The organism is Klebsiella sp. CTHL.F3a (assembly GCF_019890895.1).
GTDB classification, from domain to species: domain Bacteria; phylum Pseudomonadota; class Gammaproteobacteria; order Enterobacterales; family Enterobacteriaceae; genus Klebsiella; species Klebsiella grimontii.
Window position 1 is genome coordinate 4021195 of the sequence record NZ_CP082360.1, and the last position, 14805, is coordinate 4035999.

12 protein-coding genes are annotated in these 14805 nt (G+C 56.3%); 6 read left to right on the forward strand and 6 right to left on the reverse strand.

The window, feature by feature from the left end:
* Positions 1 to 41 precede the first annotated feature (41 nt).
* Together K7H21_RS18950 and K7H21_RS18955 are read left to right on the forward strand one after the other, a co-directional pair.
* Positions 42 to 1343 carry an MFS transporter gene (locus K7H21_RS18950; RefSeq protein WP_223035286.1) on the forward strand — a complete coding sequence of 434 codons (1302 nt, stop codon included), beginning with the start codon at positions 42 to 44 and terminating at the stop codon, positions 1341 to 1343.
* A gap of 15 nt (positions 1344 to 1358) precedes the next feature.
* Entirely contained in the window at positions 1359 to 3722 is a 2364-nt protein-coding gene (locus tag K7H21_RS18955) for a glycoside hydrolase family 31 protein (protein WP_004130779.1), read from the forward strand.
* Between the two features lie 167 nt (positions 3723 to 3889).
* Here the strand turns inward: K7H21_RS18955 and K7H21_RS18960 are convergent, their stop codons facing one another.
* A complete protein-coding gene (locus K7H21_RS18960) occupies positions 3890 to 5482 on the reverse strand; it encodes an ABC-F family ATPase (RefSeq protein WP_004130777.1) in 1593 nt (530 codons plus the stop codon).
* Positions 5483 to 5660: 178 nt separating this feature from the next.
* Here K7H21_RS18960 and K7H21_RS18965 point away from each other — a divergent pair, with 178 nt between their 5' ends.
* Positions 5661 to 6443 (forward strand): tyrosine-protein phosphatase, encoded by a 783-nt coding sequence (locus K7H21_RS18965; protein WP_004130775.1) that lies wholly within the window; start codon positions 5661 to 5663, stop codon positions 6441 to 6443.
* 190 nt (positions 6444 to 6633) lie between these two features.
* Complete coding sequence (gene ldtB, locus K7H21_RS18970) at positions 6634 to 7548, forward strand: L,D-transpeptidase (protein ID WP_004130773.1); 915 nt, start codon at positions 6634 to 6636, stop codon at positions 7546 to 7548.
* A gap of 43 nt (positions 7549 to 7591) precedes the next feature.
* On the opposite strand, the gene K7H21_RS18975 is transcribed toward ldtB, so the two are convergent.
* From K7H21_RS18975 to mntR, 5 genes are all read right to left on the reverse strand, one after another.
* Entirely contained in the window at positions 7592 to 8308 is a 717-nt protein-coding gene (locus K7H21_RS18975; protein ID WP_004130772.1) for a GntR family transcriptional regulator, read from the reverse strand.
* Positions 8309 to 8378: 70 nt separating this feature from the next.
* Positions 8379 to 9755, reverse strand: coding sequence for a glycoside hydrolase family 1 protein (locus tag K7H21_RS18980; RefSeq protein WP_112165371.1), 1377 nt, complete (start codon positions 9753 to 9755; stop codon positions 8379 to 8381).
* 151 nt (positions 9756 to 9906) lie between these two features.
* Positions 9907 to 10947 carry an aldo/keto reductase gene (locus K7H21_RS18985; protein ID WP_142467785.1) on the reverse strand — a complete coding sequence of 347 codons (1041 nt, stop codon included), beginning with the start codon at positions 10945 to 10947 and terminating at the stop codon, positions 9907 to 9909.
* Positions 10948 to 11057: 110 nt separating this feature from the next.
* Entirely contained in the window at positions 11058 to 12164 is a 1107-nt protein-coding gene (locus K7H21_RS18990) for an anion transporter (protein ID WP_049114795.1), read from the reverse strand.
* Positions 12161 to 12634, reverse strand: a complete 474-nt coding sequence (gene mntR, locus K7H21_RS18995) for a manganese-binding transcriptional regulator MntR (protein WP_004130763.1) — start codon at positions 12632 to 12634, stop codon at positions 12161 to 12163. The genes K7H21_RS18990 and mntR overlap by 4 nt, the downstream gene beginning before the upstream one ends.
* A 182-nt stretch (positions 12635 to 12816) precedes the next feature.
* On the opposite strand from mntR, the gene mntS reads away from it, so the two are divergent.
* The gene (gene mntS / locus K7H21_RS19000; protein WP_004130761.1) at positions 12817 to 12942 is read left to right on the forward strand and encodes a manganase accumulation protein MntS; all 126 of its coding nucleotides are present in this window, start codon (positions 12817 to 12819) and stop codon (positions 12940 to 12942) included.
* A 268-nt stretch (positions 12943 to 13210) separates the two neighbouring features.
* A complete protein-coding gene (locus K7H21_RS19005) occupies positions 13211 to 14788 on the forward strand; it encodes a phosphoethanolamine transferase (protein WP_004130758.1) in 1578 nt (525 codons plus the stop codon).
* Positions 14789 to 14805: the final 17 nt, after the last annotated feature.

Genomic DNA, 14805 nt, shown 5'->3' on the forward strand with positions numbered 1-14805 from the left:
GTTAGTCAATTTTCCCTACTACATGTCTCGTGGAGAGTTCTATGAGCCAAGGCCTCAATAACGATATGGCGGTCAGTAAATCACGCCGCATAGTGAAGAACCTGCGCTGGTGGATGCTGGTGCTGTTTTTGCTCGGCGTCACCGTTAACTACATCACGCGCAATTCGCTGGGGATTATCGCCCCGGAATTAAAAACCTCTCTCGGTATTACCACTGAACAGTACTCGTGGATCGTCGGCGCTTTTCAGCTGGCGTATACCATTTTTCAGCCGCTCTGCGGCTGGCTTATCGACGTCATTGGTCTCAAGCTCGGCTTTATGATCTGCGCCACGCTGTGGGCCATCGCCTGCATCGCCCATGCCGGCGCGGGGAGCTGGCTGCACCTGGCGATTCTGCGCTTTTTCATGGGCGGCGCTGAGGCGGCAGCGACGCCAGCTAACGCCAAAACACTCGGCGAGTGGTTCCCTAAATCCGAACGCCCAATCGCGGCAGGCTGGGCCGGGGTTGGTTTCTCCATCGGCGCCATGCTGGCGCCGCCGATTATCTACTTCGCGCACGCCTCGTTCGGCTGGCAGGGTGCATTTATGTTCACCGGCGCGCTGGCGCTCGCATGGGTCGTACTGTGGTGGGCGTTCTATCATAACCCGGAAAAACACCCTAACCTCGGCAAAGCCGAGCTGGCGCTTATCCAGCAGGACAATGAAGCGCCGCCGGTCAAACTGCCCTTCTTTACCGCGCTGAAAACCGTATCGAAAAACAAGCGCTTCTACGGTATCGCCATTCCGGCCTTTATGGATGAGCCCGCCTGGGCGGTGCTGAGCTTCTGGGTACCGCTCTACCTGGCGAAAGAGCACGGCATGGATTTAAAACAAATCGCCATGTTTGCCTGGCTGCCGTTTCTGGCGGCCGACCTCGGCAGCGTCGCCAGCGGCTATCTGACCAAACTGTATACCCGCTGGTTCGGCTGCTCGCGGGTGAACTCGGTGGTCGCCAGCTCCGTCACCGGCGCCTTCCTGATGATTTCGCTCGCCACCGTGGCGATCACCCGCGATCCCTATATCACCATCGTACTGATTTCAATTGGCGGCTTCGGCCACCAGATCATCTCCTGCATGCTCAGCGCGCTGGTGGTGGAGTCGTTCGATAAAGGACAGATGGCGACCGTGAACGGGATGCGCGGTTCCGCCGCCTGGATCGCCAGCTTTCTATTCTCGCTGCTGATTGGCGTCACCGCCGACAAAATCGGCTTCAACCCGCTATTTATCGCCATGGGGTTCTTTGACCTGATTGGCGCGGTATTCCTGGTGGCATTTATTGCTGAACGTCGCGCAAAACGCGCCTGAGAGTGGATGTAAAAAATGAAGACTTTGAAAAACTGGACCTTACACCAACGGCTGGACCACCACGTTGAGCTGATCGTAGACGGCCAGCACACCCTGTGTCTGTACGTGCTGGAAGAGAATATGTTCCGCGTGCTGCTAAAGCGGCACGGCCAGCTGGCGCTGGATCGCACCTGGAGTATCGCTCCCCAGCAGGACGTGCCGTGGGAAGGACGCCCGCGCGAAGATTTGAGCGGCTTTAGCCTCCCCGCCTGGCAGCTCACGGAGCATAGCGATACCCTGAGCATCGCCACCGACCAGCTGCGCGTCACCGTCCACCAGCCGCTGTGGCTGGAATGGAGTTATCGCGATGAAGCTGGCGAGTGGCAGCCGCTGGTTAACGACCGCCCCACCAGCGCCTACCTGGCGAATGCGCACGGCGACGGCGTTGCCCACTACCTGAGCCGCCGCAAAGACGAACGCTTCTATGGTCTGGGCGAAAAAGCCGGCGATCTGCAGCGTAACGGTAAACGCTATGAGATGCGTAACCTCGACGCCATGGGCTATAACGCGGCGAGCACCGACCCGCTGTACAAGCATATTCCGTTTACCATCGCGCAGCGTAGCGATGTCAGCTACGGTCTGTTTTACGACAACCTGAGCAGTTGCTGGCTGGATCTCGGCAACGAAATCGATAATTACCATACCGCCTATCGCCGCTGGCAGGCGGAAGCGGGAGACATTGATTACTATCTTTTTTCCGGCAAACGGGTACTGGATATCACCAAAGCGTTCGTCCGCCTGACCGGCAAAACGCTGTTCGGACCGAAATGGAGTCTCGGCTACAGCGGTTCGACGATGCACTACACCGACGCGCCGGATGCGCAAAACCAGCTGATGAACTTCATCCGCCTGTGCGATGAACACGCCATTCCGTGCGATTCATTCCAGCTATCTTCCGGCTATACCTCGATTGACGGCAAGCGCTACGTCTTTAACTGGAACAACGACAAGGTGCCGCAGCCGAAGGTGATGAGCCAGGCCTTCCACGATGCCGGACTGAAGCTGGCGGCCAATATTAAGCCCTGCCTGCTGCAGGACCATCCGCGCTATCACGAGGTCGCGGAGCGCGGGCTTTTTATCCGCGATTCACAGGCTGATGCTCCCGAGCGTTCCAGCTTCTGGGATGACGAAGGGTCGCATCTCGACTTTACCAACCCGCAAACTGTCGCCTGGTGGCAGGAAGGCGTGACGACCCAGCTGCTGGAGATGGGCATCGACTCTACGTGGAACGATAATAACGAGTATGAAGTCTGGGACGGCGAAGCCCGCTGTCACGGATTCGGCCACGAAATTGCTATCAAACATATTCGCCCGGTGATGCCGCTGCTGATGATGCGCGCGTCGCTGGAGGCTCAGCAGCGCTTTGCGCCGCAGAAACGCCCGTATCTGATCTCTCGCTCCGGCTGCGCCGGGATGCAGCGCTACGTTCAGACCTGGAGCGGCGATAACCGCACCAACTGGGACACGCTACGCTACAACACCCGGATGGGGCTGGGAATGAGCTTGTCCGGGCTGTTCAACGTCGGACACGATGTCGGCGGCTTCTCTGGCGATAAACCGGACCCGGAGCTGTTCGTGCGCTGGGTACAAAACGGCGTTATGCATCCGCGCTTTACCATTCACTCGTGGAATGACGACCAGACGGTCAACGAAGCCTGGATGTACCCGGAGGTCACCCCAGCTATCCGTTCAGCCATTGAGCTGCGCTATCGTCTGCTGCCGTACCTCTATACCCTGCTGTGGCAGGCTCACGCCGACGATGAACCGATGCTGCGCCCGACCTTCCTCGATCACGAACACGATGCGCAGACGTTTGCCGAATGCGACGACTTCCTGCTGGGTCGCGATCTGCTGGTTGCCAGCGTCGTCGAACCCGGCGCGCGTCAGCGCCGCGTGTGGCTGCCGGCAAACCAGGACGGCTGGTACGATTTTTACAACCACCAGTGGTATGCGGGCGGCCAGTGGATAGCCCTTGATGCGCCACTGGAAAAACTGCCCCTGCTGGTTCGCGCCGGGGCAGGCCTGCCGCTGAGCGAGCGCGTCCGCCACGTCGATGCGCAAACAGACGATAATCGCGAGCTGAAGCTGTTCCCGCTGAAGGGCATGGGGACCTGTCGCGGCCTGCTGTTTGAAGACGACGGCGAAAGCTGGGGCTACCGGAACGGCAATGCGCTGTGGGTGGAATGGGAAATGGTCTGCGATAGCGCCAGCATTAACCTGAAGGTCAAGGCGCGCGGCGATTATCGTCCGGCGTGGAAAGCGCTGAAGGTGTCGTTGCCGGCGGGGGAAAAACGCAGGCTGCTGGTGAACGGTGAAGAAAGGAGCGAGTGGCGGGTGTAGTGCGGATAAGGCGCAGCAGCGCCTTTGGGAAATTCAGCCACTCTGCTAACGGCTCCCGGGGGCGGCGCTTGACGCGCCTTGCCCGGGCTACAGGTCCATCGCCGTCTGCGGGCCGGTAGCCCGGATAGGGCGCAGCAGCGCCGCAATCCGGGACAAGCAACAGAAAATTATTCGATACCTTTAGTGCGCAGATAATCTTCGTAGTTACCGGTGAAGTCGATCACGCGCTCCGGCGTAATTTCAACGACTCGGGTCGCCAGCGAGCTCACAAACTCACGGTCGTGAGAAACGAAAATCAGCGTTCCCTGATACATCTCCAGCGCCATATTCAGCGATTCGATCGATTCCATATCCAGGTGGTTGGTCGGTTCGTCCATCACCAGGATGTTCGGTTTCTGCATCATCAACTTACCGAAAAGCATACGGCCTTTTTCGCCGCCGGAGAGCACTTTCGCCGGCTTTTTGATATCGTCCTGGCTGAACAGCAGTCGGCCCAGGATGCTGCGCACCGCCTGCTCGTCATCGCTTTCCTGTTTCCACTGGCTCATCCACTCAAATACCGTCAGATCGTTTTCGAATTCATATTCGTGATCCTGCGCGTAGTAGCCAATCTGCGCGTTCTCGGACCATTTAACGGTACCGTTATCCGGCGTCAGATCGCCGACCAGGGTTTTCAGCATTGTGGATTTACCCACGCCGTTGGCGCCCAGAATAGCGATCTTCTCCCCCACTTCCAGCAGCAGGTTGAAGTTTTTAAACAGCGGACCGTTGTCAAAGCCTTTTGCCAGCGCTTCCACTTCCAAAGCGTTACGGAACAGCTTTTTATCCTGCTCAAAGCGAATGAACGGGTTCTGACGGCTGGACGCTTTCACTTCGTCCAGCTTAATTTTGTCAATCTGACGGGCGCGCGAGGTCGCCTGGCGAGATTTAGAGGCGTTGGCGCTAAAGCGGCTCACGAAAGATTGCAAGTCGGCAATCTGCGCTTTTTTCTTGGCGTTATCCGCCAGCAGACGTTCACGCGCCTGGGTCGCCGCGGTCATGTACTCATCGTAGTTGCCCGGGTAAACGCGCAGCTCGCCGTAATCCAGATCCGCCATGTGGGTACAAACCATGTTCAGGAAGTGACGGTCGTGCGAAATGATGATCATGGTGCTGTCGCGATCGTTGAGGGTCTGCTCCAGCCAGCGGATGGTGTCGATATCCAGGTTGTTCGTCGGTTCATCAAGCAGCAGGATATCCGGGTTGGAGAACAGCGCCTGCGCCAGCAGCACGCGCAGCTTCCAGCCGGGAGCCACTTCGCTCATCGGGCCGTAATGCTGTTCAACCGGGATGCCGACGCCGAGCAGCAGTTCGCCGGCGCGCGCTTCAGCGGAGTAGCCGTCCATCTCGCCGTAGAGCACTTCAAGGTCAGCCACCTTATAGCCGTCTTCTTCGCTCATCTCCGCCAGGGAGTAGATGCGATCGCGCTCTTGCTTCACTTCCCACAGCTCGCCGTGGCCCATAATGACCGTATCCAGTACGCTGAACTCTTCAAATGCAAACTGATCCTGGCGCAGCTTACCGATACGCTCGTTCGGGTCGAGGGAGACGTTGCCCAGCGTCGGCTCAAGATCGCCGCCGAGGATCTTCATAAAGGTGGACTTGCCGCTACCGTTGGCGCCAATCAGGCCGTAACGATTGCCGCCGCCAAATTTGACGGAAATATTTTCGAACAGCGGCTTACTGCCGAACTGCATGGTGACGTTGCTGGATACTAGCACGGGGTTATCCTGAAAATAGAGAATGAGAAGTGTGATGAACCAGACATTATGCCAGCAAATGCTTCACTTTTCACGGGGCGTTATAAAATCATCAATGACGCTTGTGTTAGGGTCGTGTCATATTGCGCGGTTACACTGCTTAATGCGTAATTTTTTTACCTTAATCTGGAAGGAACCTATGACCACACTCTCCCGCCATCCGGCTTTCTTATCGCTGCAGGGCGGTATCAACTTTCGTGACCTGGGCGGCCAGCGTACCGCCGACGGCCGCCGCGTGCGGGCCGGAAAACTATTCCGCTCCGGCTCGCTGCATATGATGACGGCCGATGACCTCACCCACCTGGACGCAATCCCCCTTAGCCGGGTCATTGATTATCGCGATCCGGGAGAAGTGAATCGTAGCCCTGATAAGCTGAACGAAGCGGCTCGCTACCTCAACGCGCCCGCGAATCCGCACGTTCGCGACGTTAACGCCAAAGTCACCGAGCTCAACGCCGCCACGCTAAACGCCCTTAACGGCGAGCAGTTTATGCTGGAGCTCTATCGCCAGCTGCCATTCAATAACGCTGCTTATCGCCAGCTGGCCGGTTGGCTGATGGAGCCTTTCGATGGCGCGCTATTGCAGCACTGCGCGGTAGGGAAAGACCGTACCGGCGTGGGCTGCGCGCTGACGCTGTTCGCCCTCGGCTGCGATCGCCACACGGTGATGGAGGAGTACCTGCTCACCCAGGGTATGCTGACGCAGGTCGAGGATTTTTTGCTCGAATCCCTCGGCAATGAGCTGACCGCCCGCGGCCGGCAAAACCTGGCGGAAATGATGACGGTGCATGAATCTTACCTTGCCGCCGCGCTTTCCGGCATTGATGAACGTTACGCCAGCGTCGATGCCTGGCTGGAAAAAGAGTATCAGCTCACGCCGCAGGCGCGAGAAGCGCTCCAGGCACGGCTTCTGGAGGGGTAACCCCCTCCCGTTTTTAGTCTGCAGGGCCAGCGTTGACGGGCTACACTCACGGTCACAGGAAAAAAATGTGATTTCGTACACATCTCATTTACCTGTTTGCCGGAAAGCACATATAATGCGCTCCCATCGACTTCCTGTTTAAACTGACAAAGGCCTGTGCGGCATTAATATCGCCCACGACATAAAGATTATGAAATTATCAACACTCTTCGCGGCAGCCTTCGCCATCGTGGGCTTTTGCAACACAGCTTCTGCTGTAACCTACCCTCTGCCTACCGACGGCAGCCGTCTGATTGGCCAGAACCAGGTGATCACCATTCCGGAAGGCAACAAGCAGCCGCTGGAATATTTCGCCGCCGAATACCAGATGGGTTTATCCAACATGCTGGAAGCCAACCCGGGCGTGGACACCTTCCTGCCGAAAGGCGGCACCGTGCTGAATATCCCGCAGCAGCTGATCCTGCCGGACACCGTGCATGAAGGTATTGTCATCAACAGCGCGGAAATGCGCCTTTACTACTATCCGAAGGGCACCAACACCGTCATCGTGCTGCCGATCGGTATCGGCCAGCTCGGCAAAGACACGCCAATCAACTGGGTAACCAAAGTTGAGCGTAAAAAAGCCGGTCCGACCTGGACGCCTACCGCCAAAATGCACGCTGAATATGCCGCAGCAGGTGAACCGCTGCCGGCCGTTGTTCCGGCCGGCCCTGATAACCCGATGGGCCTGTACGCGCTGTATATCGGCCGCCTGTACGCTATTCACGGCACCAACGCCAACTTCGGCATCGGCCTGCGCGTCAGCCACGGCTGCGTGCGTCTGCGTAACGACGATATTAAATTCCTGTTTGAAAACGTGCCGGTCGGCACCCGCGTAGAGTTTATTGATGAGCCGGTAAAAGCCACTACCGAGCCTGACGGCAGCCGCTTCATTGAAGTTCACAACCCGCTGTCCACCACTGAAGAGCAGTTCCAGGGCGGTGAGATCGTACCGATTAACCTGACCAAATCCGTACAGGCGATTACCAGCCAGACTGACGTAGACCAGAGCGTGGTCGATCAGGCGATCCAGAACCGTTCCGGTATGCCTGTGCGTCTGAACTAACAGCGCATCGCGCAGAGCGGCGGGCCCGGTGCCCGCCCTTTTTTTATCCGTTATTCACCAGAATAATTCCGCCGTGATCGTAGCGATAGTGGCAATGGGCATACTCCAGCGGCGTACCGTCCTCCAGATAAATCACCTGCTCCACCTCCAGCACCGGATCGCTCGCTTCACAGTTGAGGTGCTCCCTGTCCAGCGCCTGCGGTTTCATCGCCCGCACCACCCGATACGATCCCATCATCTTGAGCCCCAGCGTCTCCTGCAGGTAGCGAAACACCGAGCCTTCGAGATGCGTTTTATTCAGGCCGGGCACCAGCGCGACCGGCATCACGGTGAGATCCAGCGACACCGGCTCCTCGTTAAGCAGCCGCAGGCGAACGAAATCATAGACCGGGGCATCGGCGTCAATCAGTAACGAACTTTGCTCCTTTTCCGTCGGAAAGCGCAGCTCGAAGCGAATCACCCGGCTAGCCACTTCCCCTAAGTGCTCCCAGGTTTTGGTGGCACCAAAATAGTCGCTACCGGGCAGTTCCCACTGCGAAAGCTGGAGGAAATTTTTGCGCACGAAGGTTCCCTGCCCCTTACGGGTGTAGATAAGGCCTTCGACAATCAGCTGACGCATCGCCTGCTGGATCGTCATCCTGCTGGTGCTGAACTCCGCCGCTAACGCGAACTGGTCGGGTAACGGCGCGCTGGCGGGATACTGCTGGCTGATGATACGTTTTTTGATTTCCCGCGCGATACTCAGATATTTGGCCGTCATTCCCCGATCCTTTTACGTTGCTGATAGCGACTGGCGGGCAAAATATACCATCTGCCCGCGCGAGGCGCCGTTACATCTCTTCGCCGTTACTGCGAATGACCCGTTTTAGCCAGGCATAGCTTTTCTTCGGAACGCGTTTAAGATCCTTCAGGTCGTGGTTTTCACGGTTCACGTAGACAACGCCGTAGCGTTTGCGCATATCGCCCTGCGAACTAAGGATATCGATCAGCCCCCAGCCCAGATAGCCAACCACTTCCGCGCCGTCCTCAAATATCGCCTCTTTCATGGCGTTGATATGATCGCGATGATAGGCGATGCGGTAATCGTCAGCGATCGGGTTCTCGCCGTCCCAGGACTCAATCACCCCGATGCCGTTTTCAATCGGGAAGACCGGCAGACGCCAGTCGTTGTAGTAGCGGGTAATGATGGTGCGAAAACCCAGCGGATCAATCTGCCAGCCCCACTCGGTGGCCTGCAGAAAGTCATTCTTTTTATCGCCAAACTGCATGTAGTGGTTCACCGGCGTACCCGGCGGGATCGGGTCGCTGTCGAGAACCTTGCTGGCATAGTAGCTAAAGGCCAGATAGTCGATTTTGACCTGCGCCATCAGCGCCAGATCCTCTGCGCGGTAAATATCCGCAAAGCCTTCGCGGGCGACAACGTGCATGACTTCCGGGCTGTAGCCCTCCCCGGCGAAGGCGCGCAGCAGATTCTGGTTTAAAAACTCGTCGAGCTGCTGGGCGCAAAGGATATCACGCGGTTTACAGGTCGCCGGATAAACCAGCGCGTGGGCCAGCATGCCGCCCATCAGGCACTGTGGCTTCGCCTGGTGCAGATACTGCGTCAGGTGCACGTGGGCCATCATCACGTGGTGCTGGATCTGATACAGCTCGCGCAGGGTCTTCTCGCCGCGCATGTAGCCAGAAATCAGAAACGCGTCCGGCATATGGTAGAGATTCTGTTCATTAAAGGTCAGCCACCACTTTACCTTGTCGCCAAAGCAGTCGATCATCTTCTGCCCGTAACGAATAAAGGCTTCCATCACCCGACGGTCGGTAAAACCGTTGTAGCGTTCAGCCAGCGACAGCGGCATATCGAAGTGATAGAGGCAGATCATCGGCTCAATGCCGCGGGCAATCAGGTCATCGATAAACTGGTGATAAAAGGCGATACCTTCTTCATTGAACTCACCGTCGCCTTCCGGGCAAACGCGGCTCCAGGCTATCTGGAAACGATAGCAGTTCATGCCCAAATCCTGCATCAGGTCGAAGTCTTCCCGGTAGCGGTGGTACGAATCGGTCGCCACCTTCCAGTCAGAAGTCAATTCCGCCGGCTGGCGGATATCGTAAACCGACATCCCTTTACCCCCCTCATTCCACGCTCCCTCGGTTTGCATGCTGGAAACCGAGTTACCCCATAGAAAATCTGCCGCCAGTGTTCTGTTCATCGCTCGCACCTATGACTAGTCATATAAATTTCATGACTAGTCATATAAACGAAATCTTATTTTCGGGCAAACTCAGGGATCGTTTTTTGTGAGCGCAGCGGATAAAAAAGCCGGATCGCGAAACAGACGATCCGGCGTGCAAGAACGGAAATTACTGCTGTGCGAGCTGGTCGCGACGGTATTCTCCCTGGCGCTCCAGCATCCAGCCCGGATACTCTCGCGGTAGCGTGCTGACCGCATCAAGCCGTGCCAGTTCATCATCATTCAGGGTAATGCTGGTTGCCGCAAGGTTCTCGGCGAGCTGCTCTGAACGCTTCGCGCCAATAATCACGCTGCTTACCGCTGGCTGATGAAGCAACCAGGCCAGCGCGATTTGCGCCACCGAAACGCCCTTCGCATCGGCAATCTCACGCATCACATCAATGCAGTCAAAAGCCCGCGCTTTGTCCACCGGTGGGAAATCAAACTCCTGACGACGGCCGCCGCTCGCCGACTGCCCGTCGCGATCGTACTTACCGCTGAGCAGCCCTCCCGCCAGCGGACTCCAGACCATCAGGCCCAGACCTTCGCTCTGCATCATTGGCACCAGCTCGCGCTCCAGATCGCGCCCGGCAATGGTGTAGTAAGCCTGCAACGAGGCAAAGCGCGCCAGCCCCAGTCGTTCGGATATTCCCAACGCTTTGACTATCTGCCATGCCGCCCAGTTCGACACGCCGATATAGCGGACGTGGCCGTGCTGCACGAGATTATCCAGCGCATACAGCGTCTCCTCGATGGGGGTCGCCGGGTCGAAGCCATGGAGTTGATAGAGATCGATATGATCGAGCTGCAGGCGACGCAGACTCTCCTTCACGCTGCCGATGATGTGATAGCGCGAACTGCCGCGCGAGTTCACGCCTGCGGTGCCGGTCTCGCCAAACACTTTGGTCGCCACCACGACATTTTCACGCGGCACTTTCAGATTCTTCAGCGCCTGGCCGGTAATCTCTTCCGAGCGCCCTTCCGAATAAACGTTTGCGGTGTCGATAAAGTTGATGCCCGCATCGAGCGCGCTGCCCACCAGCCGCTCAGCCTCCGCCTGGCGTAGCTGACCTACCTTACCCCACAGGCCGCCTTCACCGCCGAAGGTCATGGTGCCCAGGCACAGTTCAGAGACAAAAAGGCCGGTATGGCCCAATTTTTGATAACGCATAGAACTCTCCTTCAATCAGGGTGATTCACCATCGTGAATAAAGTTATACCCCGGAAAAGGAGAGCGCGAATGTGGCGTTTCTGTCCGTTTCTTGCCCAATTCTCTAAAAATCAGAACTGCAGCAATCCATACCCCACCAGCGCCGCCCACAGCAGCATGGGCAGGGAATAGACGTGGAAACGCCACCAGATACGGCGATCGCCGGCCATTCGCAGCGCAATCAGATTGGCCAGCGAGCCTGGCAGCAGGCCGAACCCGCCGACATTAACCGCCCAGGCCAGCAGCGTTGAGGGCGGAACGTAATTGAGCAGCAGAATGGTCGCCGGGACGTTACTGATAAACTGCGACAAGCCAATCGAGGTCAGCCACAATCCTCCCGCCGAGAGCTGGCCGACGCCGTTGAGCGCATGCTGTAGAACAGGAAGCTGGATCAGCAGGTGAACGTCAATAAACATCGCCATAAACACCAGTAGCAGCGTCCAGTCGACGTTGATAATCACCGCCCGCGCCAGCAGCAGAAAACCCAACGCGATCAGCGCCAGTCCCCACAGCTCCTGCTTCAGTTCTAAGGCGATCAAAAAGACCAGATAGAACGCCAGACAGCTCCAGACCAGCGTTGGCTGCCACGATGGCGCCTTATCGCTGCTCTGATAGTTGAGACGCTTCGCGGGAAAACAGAACCAGCACAGCGCCAGCAAGGTGATCATCATCGCCGCCGCCAGCGGCAGCATCTGGCCGATAAAGGCCGGAAAGGAAAGGCCTGAGCGCCCCCAAAGAAGAATGTTTTGCGGATTTCCAATAGGTGTTAACAACGACCCGGCGTTCACCGCCAGCGCTTCAAAAATGATTAACCGGCTTGTTGGGATGGCGCACCATTTTTTCAGGGTCAGCGTGAGCGGTACGACAATAAACAGCGCCACGTCGTTAGTTAAGAAGGTGGAAAGCAGCGCGGCCGCCAGCACCATAAAAATGGCCAGCTGGCGTTCGGTCACAAAGCGGCGCGCCATTTTGCGGCCAATTACGTCAAAATAGCCGCTCAGTTCGATACCTTTGGTCAGTAGCATCAACCCGCTAAGGGTGATAATCGTATGCCAGTCAATGGCGTGAAGCCAGGCGGCGGGAGCAAACGGAACAAAGAAGCTTAAAACAACGCCAATAATCAACAGCAGATGTAAAAAGCGGTCGCGGATCAGCGACTGAACAAAGACGAGGTTCATTCTCCCAGTGACCCCTGCTTGAGGGTAAACTGTTTAAACATTGCCAGCGTCTCTTCGCTGACATGGTGCTCCATCCCTTCGGCGTCGCGACGAGCAATCTCCGGGCTAACACCGATCACCAGTAAAAAGTTTTCGACGATCTGGTGGCGTTCCCGGCTTTCATGGGCCAGCTTCTCGCCTTCCGGGGTTAAAAAGATCCCCCGCCAGGGGATCTGTTCGATCAACCCGACGCTGGCCAGTCTTTTTAACATTTTCGCAACCGTTGGCTGCGACACCCCAAGACGCGCGGCCATATCGACCTGACGGGCTTCTCCTACTTCCATAATCAGATCGGAGATCAGCTCCACGTAGTCATCAATCAGCTCCCGACGATGCGCCTCGCGCACCTGACGAAATCCCTCAACGTGCTCTTCGACATTCACTAGCTGCGTCACTTTTTTTGTTATTGGCTTACCTGCGCGACGGTTCATTGTGCTTCCTCATTCCTGTGACGCATCAAGCATCATATAAAAGGATCCCTATTGTAATGGATCGCGCACGGAGAACAAAAAATTAACGTTTTAGCCATAGCTATAAAATATAGCCTGTGCTATATCTGTACGTAATACACACATTCTTCAAGGAGCGAAGGACGAAGTTACAGGAGGTCGTTATGAATGAATTCAAGAGGTGCTTAAACGTGTTTACTCATTCTCCTTTTAAAGTCCGGTTAATGCTTGTCGGTATGCTGTGCGATCTGATCAACGGCAAACCCCCACAGGATAAACCCAACAACTAGTGCGGCGTCGCGGTACGCCGCTTCATTTTTCTGTCATATTTCCCTGCCAGACTGGCTGATTACTCAGCGCTTCAGCAACTTTTTTCAAGTTTTGTAAGCTTTCTCCCAAAACAATCCGTTATGGATAGTTGACCTTAACATTTGCAAGCCCTATCTTTTGTCAGCCCTGCCACTACTGCGGCTCGCAGATACCCTCTTCACGCACTGTCCAGCAGGTTTTACCCCTTGATGCCAGGGGACGCACATGGCTCTTTTTTGATTGTTTACTATGAATGTCACGCTGAAAGAAACGCTGGTCGCCCGCGGACTGGTACTGAACCCATGGACAGGATTCTATTTTTTACAATCGCTGTTTATTAACCTGGCGCTGGGCTACGACTTTAGCCTGCTCTATACCGTTGCTTTTACCTGCGTGCTGCATCTTCTGTGGCGCAGCTTTCCGCGCGCGCAAAAAGTGCTGGTCGGCGTCTATTCGCTGCTGGCGGCCATGTACTACCCTTTTGGCCAGGCCTACGGCGCGCCCAACTTCAATACGCTGCTGGCGCTGCATGCCACCAACCTCGAAGAGTCCACCGAGATCCTGACTATTTTCCCGTGGTACAACTATCTGCTGGCCGTGTTTATCTTTGCGCTCGGCGTCATTGCCGTACGCCGCAAGCCGGAGACGTCGGCGCGCTGGGGGAAAATGGATACGCTGGGGCTGCTGTTCTGCACCGCGATTTTCTTTCTCCAGCCGGTGCAAAACCTCGCCTGGGGCGGCGTCTTTAAGGTTATCGATACCGGCTATCCCGCCGTCCGCTTCGTTAAAGATGTGGTGGTGAATAATAATGAAGTGCTGGATGAGCAGGCGCGAATGGCGCAGCTCGCCAATATGAAAGATAGCTGGCATGTACTGGCGGTGAAGCCGAAGTATCATCTGTATGTGGTGGTGATTGGCGAGAGCGCCCGTCGCGATGCGCTCGGCGCCTTTGGCGGCCACTGGGACAACACCCCGTTCGCCAGTTCAGTAAAAGGCTATCTGTTCAATGACTACGTTGCCGCCAGCGGTTCAACGCAGAAGTCGCTCGGTTTAACCCTCAACCGGGTGGTCGACAATAAGCCGCAGTTTCAGGATAACTTTGTGACCCTCGCCAACCGCGCCGGTTTTCAGACATGGTGGTTCTCGAATCAGGGGCAAATTGGCGAATACGATACGGCGATTGCCAGTATTGCCAAACGCGCGGATGAAGTTCAGTTCCTCAAGAACGGCGATTTCGAGGCTAATAAAAATACCCAGGATGAGCAGCTCTTAACGCTGACCGCACAGGTGCTGGCCACCCGCCGTACCCAGCCGCAGCTGATTGTCCTGCATTTAATGGGCTCACATCCGCAGGCCTGCGATCGCACCAAAGGGAAATACACGGTTTTTGTTCAGTCGAAAGAGACTTCCTGCTATCTCTACACCATGACGCAAACCGACACGCTGCTGAGCAATCTTTATACTCAGCTACAAAATTCTGGCGAAACCTTCTCGATGACCTATTTTTCCGATCACGGTCTGGCATTTAAAGAGCGCGGGAAAGAGGTACAGTACCTGGCGCACGACGATAAGTATCAGCAGAATTTCCAGGTACCGTTTATGGTGCTCTCCAGCGATGATAAAGCGCATAAGGTCATTAAAGCGCGGCGCTCCGCCAACGACTTCCTCAGCTTCTTTTCCCAGTGGACCGGCATCAGCGCTCAGGAGATTGCCCCGCGCTATCGTTTCATCTCTGAACAAAAGGCCGGCCCAACCTACATCACCAACTTCCAGCTGAAGAAAGTGGACTATACCCATTTGGGTACCGACGCATTCACTATCAATTAACGTAGACGCATAAACAG

Coding starts and splice junctions, on each gene's coding strand:
- K7H21_RS18965 (WP_004130775.1), top strand. CDS start 5,661: ATGACCACACTCTCCCGCCATCCGGCTTTCTTATCGCTGCAGGGCGGT.
- K7H21_RS18985 (WP_142467785.1), bottom strand. CDS start 10,947: ATGCGTTATCAAAAATTGGGCCATACCGGCCTTTTTGTCTCTGAACTG.
- mntR (WP_004130763.1), bottom strand. CDS start 12,634: ATGAACCGTCGCGCAGGTAAGCCAATAACAAAAAAAGTGACGCAGCTA.
- K7H21_RS18980 (WP_112165371.1), bottom strand. CDS start 9,755: ATGAACAGAACACTGGCGGCAGATTTTCTATGGGGTAACTCGGTTTCC.
- K7H21_RS19005 (WP_004130758.1), top strand. CDS start 13,211: ATGAATGTCACGCTGAAAGAAACGCTGGTCGCCCGCGGACTGGTACTG.
- K7H21_RS18950 (WP_223035286.1), top strand. CDS start 42: ATGAGCCAAGGCCTCAATAACGATATGGCGGTCAGTAAATCACGCCGC.
- K7H21_RS18955 (WP_004130779.1), top strand. CDS start 1,359: ATGAAGACTTTGAAAAACTGGACCTTACACCAACGGCTGGACCACCAC.
- K7H21_RS18990 (WP_049114795.1), bottom strand. CDS start 12,164: ATGAACCTCGTCTTTGTTCAGTCGCTGATCCGCGACCGCTTTTTACAT.
- mntS (WP_004130761.1), top strand. CDS start 12,817: ATGAATGAATTCAAGAGGTGCTTAAACGTGTTTACTCATTCTCCTTTT.
- K7H21_RS18975 (WP_004130772.1), bottom strand. CDS start 8,308: ATGACGGCCAAATATCTGAGTATCGCGCGGGAAATCAAAAAACGTATC.
- ldtB (WP_004130773.1), top strand. CDS start 6,634: ATGAAATTATCAACACTCTTCGCGGCAGCCTTCGCCATCGTGGGCTTT.